Source organism: Mesorhizobium silamurunense (assembly GCF_014843905.1).
Taxonomy (GTDB): domain Bacteria; phylum Pseudomonadota; class Alphaproteobacteria; order Rhizobiales; family Rhizobiaceae; genus Mesorhizobium; species Mesorhizobium silamurunense.
Map to the genome: position 1 here is coordinate 1 of NZ_LPVS01000238.1, position 8,657 is coordinate 8,657.

The window sequence follows — 8,657 nt, forward strand, 5'->3', positions numbered from 1 at the left end:
ATCACCCAACAGATATCAACTCAACAAATTAATGGGTCCTGACCCTAGCCAAGCCAACCAGCCTTCGGAATCATGGCGGGTTCTTTTGTGTCGGCATGGGAATGTCCAGCTACGCTTGGCGCTCCGGACGAGGCGCTGCTACAGAACGTCACGACTCGGGCCGTGACGCAGGTTGAACTCGACCGGGCAAGCCCGCTACTTAGGCGGGACCTCTTTCTTTCCTTTCGCCTCAGCGCAGACAGAACGAAACCGATCGACTTCAGCTTCGGTTAGGTGCTCGATACCAATGAAGGCGTTCTTGCCGTGACCAGAGCGAATCAATTCGTCGAGCTTCGCCTGGATGGCTGCGCCATCCCGGTTCTGGGTATTCTGGATCAGGAAGACCATCAGGAATGTGATGATCGTCGTCGCTGTATTGATCACCAGCTGCCAAGTCTCGGAATAGTCAAATATTGGGCCCGATACTGCCCATATCAACACCGATGTCAGGCAAAGTGCAAAGGCCCAAGGCCTGCCGGTGGCGTGAGCGACCGCTTCAGCCACCCGGTTGAAAGTCTTTTCCATGGCGATATCTCTAGGGTGCGAGTGCCGACGGTTTTCTCACTTTGCACTATGCGGCCTCCTGCAACGTTGACTGCAGACTCGACAAGTTCCGTCGGTGCCGCGTCGGTTTCCTTTTCTTCCCCGAGTGTCAAGTCGAGGAGGTTCACCGCCTCGGTGAGGCCGAGCTCGGATGCCCACGTCCGCAAAATGCCGTAGCACGAAATCTCGTAGTTTCGACGGCCTGTGCCGCAGAGAGCCGTCGCCCCTTTGTACTCTTCCATTATTTCACCGCCTTCGTCGGTAATGCCCATGATCGCGGCACAGGTTCTGGCGACCGGCTTCTTACTGATGACGTCGAACACCTGCTCGAACCGGGCAACGTGCTCCTTTGTCTGGCCATGCTTTTCGAAGGCGGCCTTCAGTTCGGAGCTCTGTGCCGCCTTTGGCCATTTTTGGCAGCGTTGCCATGTCCTTCTGTCGTGAAAAAGGTCGTTCAGGCCTTTGGAAGACGATTTGCTTGTCAGTGCGGTGATCCTTACTCTTCCTCGCCTCGCGTGGAGGTGTTGAGAACAACAGCTAGGCTGATCCGTCGTTCCCGCCGGAGCTAAATTGTTTATTGCGTGTGTCGTATCAGAGGAATGCAGGCTTGATGGCCTAGCCGACACTTCCCGCGACAATTTCCGCTCAGGTGGGCATATCCCCTCTCCAATTCGATTATTCTGGCGGAGCAAGGCGATCCGCCCCGGTCCTTCACCCCGCGGCCGCCTGCAGCTCCTTCTTGCTGGCCGGACGCCTCCGGCGCGGTCGGCGCTGGGGCGCGAGCTTGAGCGCCACCGGCGGCTCGTTCGACAGGGCGCCCGTCGCCGCGTCGACCATGCCGTAGGCGACGAAATCGGCGTTGAGGTCGCCCGCCAGTTCCGCCGCGGCCTCGGTATCGCGATTGCCGATCTCCGACCAGAACACGATGCCGACCCTGAGCTTCGGCTTGAGGCGCTTCAGCCGTCGCACCATGAAGCGCGCGTGCTTGGTGGACTGGCGGTTGAGGAAGCCGATGACAGCCGCGTCGACGGTGTCCAGCTCGAGGCGGCGGATGCCCGAGGGCTCCAGGTCGGTGAAGCTCGCTCTCGACGTCTCGGCGCCCTGCACTTCCAGCACCTGCGCCAGCATCGTCGCGGCGGCATCATCGAGTTCGCCGCGCCCGCCGGCGCAAAGCACGGAAAAGCCGGAGCCATCCGGCAGGTCGACCTCCTCGGCCTCGTCGCGCGCCTTGCCCTCAGCCGCCTTGCCTTCACCCACCTTGCCCTCCGGAGGCTTCTCCTCGCCCGGCGTGGCCGCCTGCTCGGCCTCCTCCGCCCCTGCTTCCTCCTGGGCGCTGTCGTCGAGATTGGCGACGAGCGTCAGCGCGCTCTCCGCCACCTGCTTGCGCTGCTCGTCATCCATGACGCCGCGCATGCGATCCTGCTCGGCGAGCAGCAGCGCGGGGATGGCCACCTGGTCGTAGAGCTCGAACAGGTACTTCTCCTCTAGCATCTCCTCGGCATTATCGGTCGCCTCCTCCGGGTCGCCGGCGAGCAGCCGCTGGTAGAGCCGGGCATGCGGCTCCAGCACCGGCTCGTTGCCGAACAGCACGTCGAGGAACTCGAACTGCGGCACATGCCGGCCGAGAACGACCAGGCAGACGGTGAGCGGCGTCGACAGCACAAGGCCGATCGGGCCCCAGACCCAGGTCCAGAAGATCGCCGCCACGATGATGGCAAGCGGCGAAAGGCCAGTGTGGGAGCCATAAAGCCAAGGCTCGATGACATTGCCGGTAACAAGCTCCATCACGATGAAGAGGCCCGCGGTCCACAAAAGCAGCGACCAACCGGGTGCAACAGCCAACGCCAGGAAAAGCGGTAGCAGCGCGCCGATGATCGGGCCGATATAGGGGACGAAACGCAGCGCCAACGCCAGCATGCCCCAAAGCAGCGCATTGGGAATGCCCAGCGCCCACAGGCCGATGGTGATCGGTATGGCGTAGACGATGTTGACCACCAGCTGCATCAAAAGATACTGGCCGACCCGCTTGCCGGCATCCTGCAGCGCCTGCGTGGTTCGGTGCAGGTCGCCATAGCCGACGAGGCGGATAAAGCGGTCGCGCAGGTCCTCTCGCTCCATCAGCATGAAGATGACGACGACGATGACCAAGCCGGCCGAGGTCAGCGGGCTGACCAGCGGCGCGATCAGGTTCTGCAGCAACTCGAGCGGCTTTTCATGCGCGATGATCTCGACCGGGACCGGGTCGCGCTTCGGCGCCTCGGCGGCCGACGGCAATTGGGGCTCCTGGCGGTCGATCTCCTGGCCGACACGCTCGATCACGCCGCTTAAGCGCGAGATGATGCCGCCGCCGAGGCCATTTCCCTTCAAGGCGCGGATCTTGGTGATGATGTTGATCTGGTAGACGGGAATGTTCTGCGCGAGGTCGCTGACCTGCGTGACGACGACGAACGAAAACAGCGCGAGCGCGGTAAAGGCGCCGAGCACACTGGCGATGACGGCGGGAAGGCGCGGAATGCCGGCCCGCTTCAGCGCTGACACGACCGGGGCGATGGCGAAGGTCAAAAGCAGCGCGACGGCGATCGGTAGGAACACCTCGCGGCCGAAATAGAGCGCGGCGACCGTCGCGACGACGGTGGCGACAGTCGGCAGCGCCGTGCGCGGGTGGCCCCGCGAGGCGGCAAGCAGGCTGGCCAGCCCAGGTTCGGGCGCCCGCGCACCGTTCCGACGAATGACCGCCACTTGATGCCTCCACCCTGCCATGATTGGCGATGTTTCGCTGGCGTGCAACGCGCGGGCCGGTGGATGGTTGCGAGCGTGCTTGCCGGACCAATAGCGCGATTTGAGAAAGGACTATTGACCCCGCAATAGCGCACTACAAAGCCGTGCTGTCCAACGAGAACACGCGGTGTAGCTGCTTGAACATCGGATGGTTGCGATCCTGCGGGAGGATGGCTGGGCGACGCAGTCTGCTTTCCCGAGAGCAGGCAAGCCTATGCCGAAATGCTTGATAGTGGTTGGAACGATGGCGTCCGACACATCCAGCCGGACAAAGGCATCTACATTTATTGGAATTTTGCCTTCCGCGGCGGCTACGATCGGAGCTCTGGCCTCCGGACGGATCATTTCCTCGCAGCCCTTCGCTTTCGAACAGACTACGCAGTGCCGGCGTAGATGTTGAGTTGCGCGGGTGGGAAAAACCAAGCGATCATGCGCCGGCCTGGATCGAACTCGATTGACCGCGACGGAACACAACAGGCGCGCTGAGCGGGTTAATTGCCAGGGACTGCAGCCTCGCGTCTTGACAAAGTCGAGTGGAGCGCAGGGGAGATTTCATCACCATCCGAAACGTCTAACGAGGGCCGCAGCGGCTGCCAGACTCTCATTCCCGATCGGATATTCTTCCAGCGGGCGGAGAAGTCATGGCAGACGTTGAGAACCCAGCGAGACCTTCGCGACCGCGATTGTTCAAGACCAGGAATCTGCCGGGCCCAGTGCGACCATAGGCGGACTGGTTGCGGTGGCGATACGAAGCGGCCGCCGCCACACCTGAGCAAGCACTTGCTAGCGCATCAACCCTGCCGCCCGAAGGGCGTCCTCTATGACCTTAGTGATTCCTGAGGCCGAAGCACGTGAATTGGGTGCCAGCGGTTCCGGAGTTGGGTCGAAATGGACCAGTCGCAATTCTTCCGCTGGTGTGAAGCTCCGCATGGCAGTGCCAGAGACGGCCTCAGTTTTCACCGGGCGCCACATGGTTGGCTTGGCGAGGCCCCAGAAGTGGGCAATATGCCGTGTCGAGGAAATTCCGACATCCAGCATGAAGGGCCCCGCGCTGCCGAGGCAATCGTTGCCACTGGTCTTGAGCGGCGTGCCATGTCCCATGCCGGCGATCATGTATTTCTCGATCAGTTCTCGCCCATTGTCGTCGCACCAGACCTGGCGTCTCTGTCCATCGACATTTTCCGTCCGTAGAGGGCGCGTGCCTACGTCATGCACTCCTTGCCACTGCGCCAAGATCGCATCTGCATTGGAGGGCACCACGGTGTTGTCGGCCGTGCCCTGCCAGATCGAAATCGTCGGCCAGGGCCCCTCGTGTGGTGAAGCTTCGCGCAAGAGCTGTTGGAGCGCAGCTTTGGAGGGACCGCCATGGCCCCGCATCCGATCAAAGGCCTCGGGGATGGTCGAGGCGCTGCCGTGGGCAAGCCCTGCGATGATCGCGCCACCCGCGAACACTTCCGGGTAAGTCGCCAGCATCGCCGATGCCATGGCGCCCCCTGCAGAAAGACCGGTGATGAAGATACGCTCCCGGTCCAGACCGTGCTCGACGACCATTGTCTCTATCATCTGACGGATGGAAAGCGCCTCGCCGGACCCCCGTCTCGAGTCGGCGGGTTGAAACCAATTGAAACAGAGGTTCGAATTGTTGGCGCGTTTCTGCTCCGGAAACACCAGTCCGAACCCAAGCTGGTCAGCCAGTTGGGACCAGCCTGAATAGCGATTGTAGGCGTATGCGTTTTGGGTGCAGCCATGCAGGACGACCACCAACGGTGCACTCTCGGAAAGGTTTGCAGGAAGATAGTATCTCGCGTTCAACCCGCCTGGGTCGCTGCCGAAGGAGGCCAGCGTCTGAAGGTGGCTTCGCCCGCCATGTTCGGCAGTATTGTTGGCGTAGTGCCCTTGAAGCGCGGCGAGGCGCGCGATCGTATCTGAAATTTTTCGCATGAAGCCGCCCTTATTCTGACGCCCGAAATTGGGCGGCAGCTTGAGCAACGCAATTAGATGAATATAGTTGCTGCACTGCACAAAAATCAACTCGGATCCGCGGTGTTGCTCCACAAAGCGCGAAGTGGGAAAGGCCTGCCCGACAACTATGCAGGCGGTTCGTTCGACTTAGCTCGGATCCAAATCGTGGTTGCGCCTCGCAGCGTAGTCTCTGTGGCGCCACGAAGAATGTTGCAAAGCGGAACATCAGCGATTTCGAAGAGTTCGAGAGGAGCGACAGGCATCGACCCCTCGTATTCTGTCGAAGATTGGGCAAATCCTGCCCGCGTCCTCCGCCAGGAGGCGCGGGCTTTATCAGGTAGTTTTTCGAGGCCAGCGCGGTCGGCGATTTGTAACCGGGTCATCAAAGGCGAACGTCTCGGAAACCCGACGACTGAAGTAGGGGCCGTCAGAGTTGAGAGCGAAGCCTGCTTGCCACCCAGTCCGTTATCTTCTCCCGCAGCGGGCGCGCTTCCCATTCGTCCAAGCTGACCTGCCTGGAGCGCGCGAGATCTTGATTGAACAAGTCGATCTGCGTCTTTGCAAAATCGTCGCCGTAGACATTGAGAGTGGCTTCGTCATTCAACCTTAGCGAACGCTCATCCAAGTTGGCAGAACCAAAGCTTGACCAGACGTCGTCTACGATCAGAAGCTTGGGATGATACATCGTAGGCTGAAATTCGAAAATTCTGACACCGGCTCTCAGCAAGTCGCCCCAGAAATAGCGCGAGCTCTTTCGAACCACGGGCACGTCAGTCAGGGAATTGGGAACAATCACATCGACTGACACCCCTCGTTTCCTGGCGTCCAAAATCTGTGCCAGCGCGATGTCATCTGGCACGAAGTAAGCCATTCCGATACGCAGGTGGTCCTTCGCGGCCGCTATCGCCGCCAACATCATCAGCTCCATATTCTCCGAGCCATTAGGCTGCGAGGAAAGTATCAGCTGGGCGCTAAGCACGCCCACGGGGTCGAGTATGGGGTAGAATTTCTCACCTTGGAGGGTCTCGCCCGTCGCCTCCAACCAATTCTCGGCGAACGCTGCCTGGAAGGCAGACACAGCGGGCCCTTTGATTTGGTAGTGCGTGTCGCGCCACTCATTTGGGTTGCGGGCTTTTCCACGCCAATTATCCGCAATGCCGACGCCACCGGTAAATGCGACCTGCCCGTCGACAATCAACAGCTTGCGATGCGTCCGATTGTTTACACGGTCCAACGTATACCAGTGGAGCGGTCGATAGCGCTCGAAGCTCACCCCAGCCGTTGTCATGATGCGGATCAGATCCTCGTCGAATGGGAGACTACCGACCCAATCGACCAGCACACGAACCTCAACACCCTCTCTGGCTTTGGCTGCCAACGCTGTCGCGAACTCATAACCGACGGAACCCGACCAATAGATATAGGTCTCCATATCAATGGTGGTCCGAGCCGCGCCAATCGCCTCGAGCATTGAAGGAAAGATCTCGTCTCCATTGACTAGCGTTTGCACCGCATTTGCGTTGGACATCTGTCCTTGCGAGTAACTGCTCATGCTCTTGGCGAACTGAGGGTCGGAAGCGTCGAAGCGGTGGGGCACCGTCGTTCGCAAAACGCGTGGCTCGGGCGTGAGGTTAATGCCCAGCAACGTGACCAAACTGACGGCAACCGCCACGGCCAGATAGGTGAAACCTTTGAGGGAGGAGCGGAATCTACTGCCCGACCTCATTGCTGTCGTGCTTGCCAATGATGCTGCGAACCAAGAGGCCGCACTTCAATCGCCCTGCTGTTTGCGAATACGATGTTTTTCGATTTCCTCGGGTTCTTCGTCGTCAATCCGGGTGATGTGTGAAGCAGCCGAGTCATTCGATCGCAACATCTCGTCCAGCTTGGCATGGATCGCTTGGGTGTCGCGATGCTCAGCGCGCTGAATGAACAGCGTCATGGCCCAAGTGCACAGGGTAGCCGCCCCATGCCAATCCAGACTCTCCCGATCGAGAAGCACCCAAAGACCCGCATAAGCCAGCTGGACCAAGAATGCTGCGGGACGCGAGGTCCACGTCCCCGTTAAGGTAAGGACGCTCGTGATCGGGTGATTTGCCATCACAGGGAACTTTCGACGGAGACCTAGGTTCCCACCGGCGCCCACGGCGGCGGGCCTAGCCATTCATTCGCAGTCTGAATATGCAATTTTTCTAAAATACTCGGAACGGAACGCTGCGGAGAAAGAGCTCCACAGCGCCGACCTGGCCAGCCCAAGAGCAATCGCAAGAGCCAACGCCGCGCTTGTTGGCAAAGACCCAACCGGCCCTGATCAATCGGGCTCAATCATCAAGGTTTACGATGAGGCAGGCTAGCTGGTGGCTACCGTCAATTTTTCCGACGTAATGCGTGACAATTCTGAGCCGCGACCTGCGCGGGATTCATCTATGCGATGACCTTCGCCGACGGCTTTGTGCGCCTGCACAACAAGCCGGCCGTCGTCATCGCCGCCAACATCTTGAGCCGTCGGATCAATCCGGCCGAGCGGGCGAGCGCCGTGCTGTTCGCCGATGCTGCTGGCCGTGGCAACCGTGCGTTCGCGGAAGAGATCGACATCGCCGAAACCCGCATGACGCGAACGACCGCGACATCTTCGCCAGAGCGGTGGAGATGATGAGCCGCTATTCCATCGAGGCGCTGGTGGCGGCCGGCCTTTCGGTGCCGGACATCGCCCGTTTCGCGCCGCGCCGGGCGAACGCCCGCATTTTCAATGCGGTCGGCAAGTTGCTCGGCATCGAGGACGAGCGCATCGTCAAGCCATCGCCGACTACGGCAACTCGTCCGCAGCGACGATCCCCCTTTCGCTCTCGGTTGCGCACGGCGCTCAACCGCTTCGGCCGAGCGAGAAACTGCTGCTGGCGGCGGCGGGAGCAGGCCTAACCGGCGGAGCGCTGGTGATTGGCCATCTATTTCCGGGGCCTGCCCGCGGTTGGATACACGCAGGTCGCCGAGAACAAGCAATGTCTGCTACGCGGTATTAATTCTTCAATTTTTACAATAACATCAACAGTCTCGCATGAATCTGTACTCCACTGTTGCATGGGGCCTTCGCTCCGAGTAATCTGCAACAGTTTCAAGGCATTGACGGAGCATCGAGAGGAGGCCCTGCAAGTGGCCTCGGACCTCGCCCCCAACACCTGTTCCGTCTTCCTTGCGGAAGAGAGTGGCCGTAGAGATGATCTCACGTAGGAAACCAGCGCTTTCGCTGATGCCTGCAACTCCACCTGCCCGGAACGCTTCGTGCAAGTCGCGCATCGCCCGTTCGAATCGTTGCACAGCGGCTGGCAGGAAAGTCA

The 8,657-nt window shown here is 60.3% G+C and carries 6 protein-coding genes and 1 pseudogene; 1 reads left to right on the plus strand and 6 read right to left on the minus strand.

Going from position 1 to position 8,657, the window contains the following annotated elements; all coding sequences use genetic code 11:
• Positions 1 to 195: 195 nt before the first annotated feature.
• The 6 genes from AU465_RS33590 to AU465_RS37575 form a co-directional block, all read right to left on the minus strand.
• Positions 196 to 564 carry a low affinity iron permease family protein gene (locus AU465_RS33590; protein ID WP_192257359.1) on the minus strand — a complete coding sequence of 123 codons (369 nt, stop codon included), beginning with the start codon at positions 562 to 564 and terminating at the stop codon, positions 196 to 198.
• A complete protein-coding gene (locus AU465_RS33595) occupies positions 486 to 1,208 on the minus strand; it encodes a YciE/YciF ferroxidase family protein (protein ID WP_312891351.1) in 723 nt (240 codons plus the stop codon). The genes AU465_RS33590 and AU465_RS33595 overlap by 79 nt, the downstream gene beginning before the upstream one ends.
• 85 nt (positions 1,209 to 1,293) lie before the next feature.
• Complete coding sequence (locus AU465_RS33600; protein ID WP_312891349.1) at positions 1,294 to 3,321, minus strand: AI-2E family transporter; 2,028 nt, start codon at positions 3,319 to 3,321, stop codon at positions 1,294 to 1,296.
• Positions 3,322 to 4,143: 822 nt separating this feature from the next.
• On the minus strand, positions 4,144 to 5,301 hold the full coding sequence (locus AU465_RS33605; RefSeq protein ID WP_192257369.1) for an extracellular catalytic domain type 1 short-chain-length polyhydroxyalkanoate depolymerase: 1,158 nt from the start codon (positions 5,299 to 5,301) through the stop codon (positions 4,144 to 4,146).
• Positions 5,302 to 5,749: 448 nt separating this feature from the next.
• Entirely contained in the window at positions 5,750 to 7,048 is a 1,299-nt protein-coding gene (locus tag AU465_RS33610; RefSeq protein WP_192257363.1) for a phospholipase D-like domain-containing protein, read from the minus strand.
• A 45-nt stretch (positions 7,049 to 7,093) separates the two neighbouring features.
• On the minus strand, positions 7,094 to 7,264 hold the full coding sequence (locus AU465_RS37575) for a low affinity iron permease family protein (RefSeq protein ID WP_312891350.1): 171 nt from the start codon (positions 7,262 to 7,264) through the stop codon (positions 7,094 to 7,096).
• A 468-nt stretch (positions 7,265 to 7,732) separates the two neighbouring features.
• Here AU465_RS37575 and AU465_RS33620 point away from each other — a divergent pair.
• Positions 7,733 to 8,264 (plus strand): annotated as a pseudogene (locus AU465_RS33620) (3-oxoacyl-[acyl-carrier-protein] synthase III C-terminal domain-containing protein); the annotation flags it as partial.
• Between the last annotated feature and the right edge of the window lie 393 nt (positions 8,265 to 8,657).

Excerpts from the sequence above, each read along its gene's own strand:
- AU465_RS33590 (WP_192257359.1), bottom strand. The coding sequence starts at position 564 with ATGGAAAAGACTTTCAACCGGGTGGCTGAAGCGGTCGCTCACGCCACC.
- AU465_RS33605 (WP_192257369.1), bottom strand. The coding sequence starts at position 5,301 with ATGCGAAAAATTTCAGATACGATCGCGCGCCTCGCCGCGCTTCAAGGG.
- AU465_RS33610 (WP_192257363.1), bottom strand. The coding sequence starts at position 7,048 with ATGAGGTCGGGCAGTAGATTCCGCTCCTCCCTCAAAGGTTTCACCTAT.
- AU465_RS37575 (WP_312891350.1), bottom strand. The coding sequence starts at position 7,264 with ATGACGCTGTTCATTCAGCGCGCTGAGCATCGCGACACCCAAGCGATC.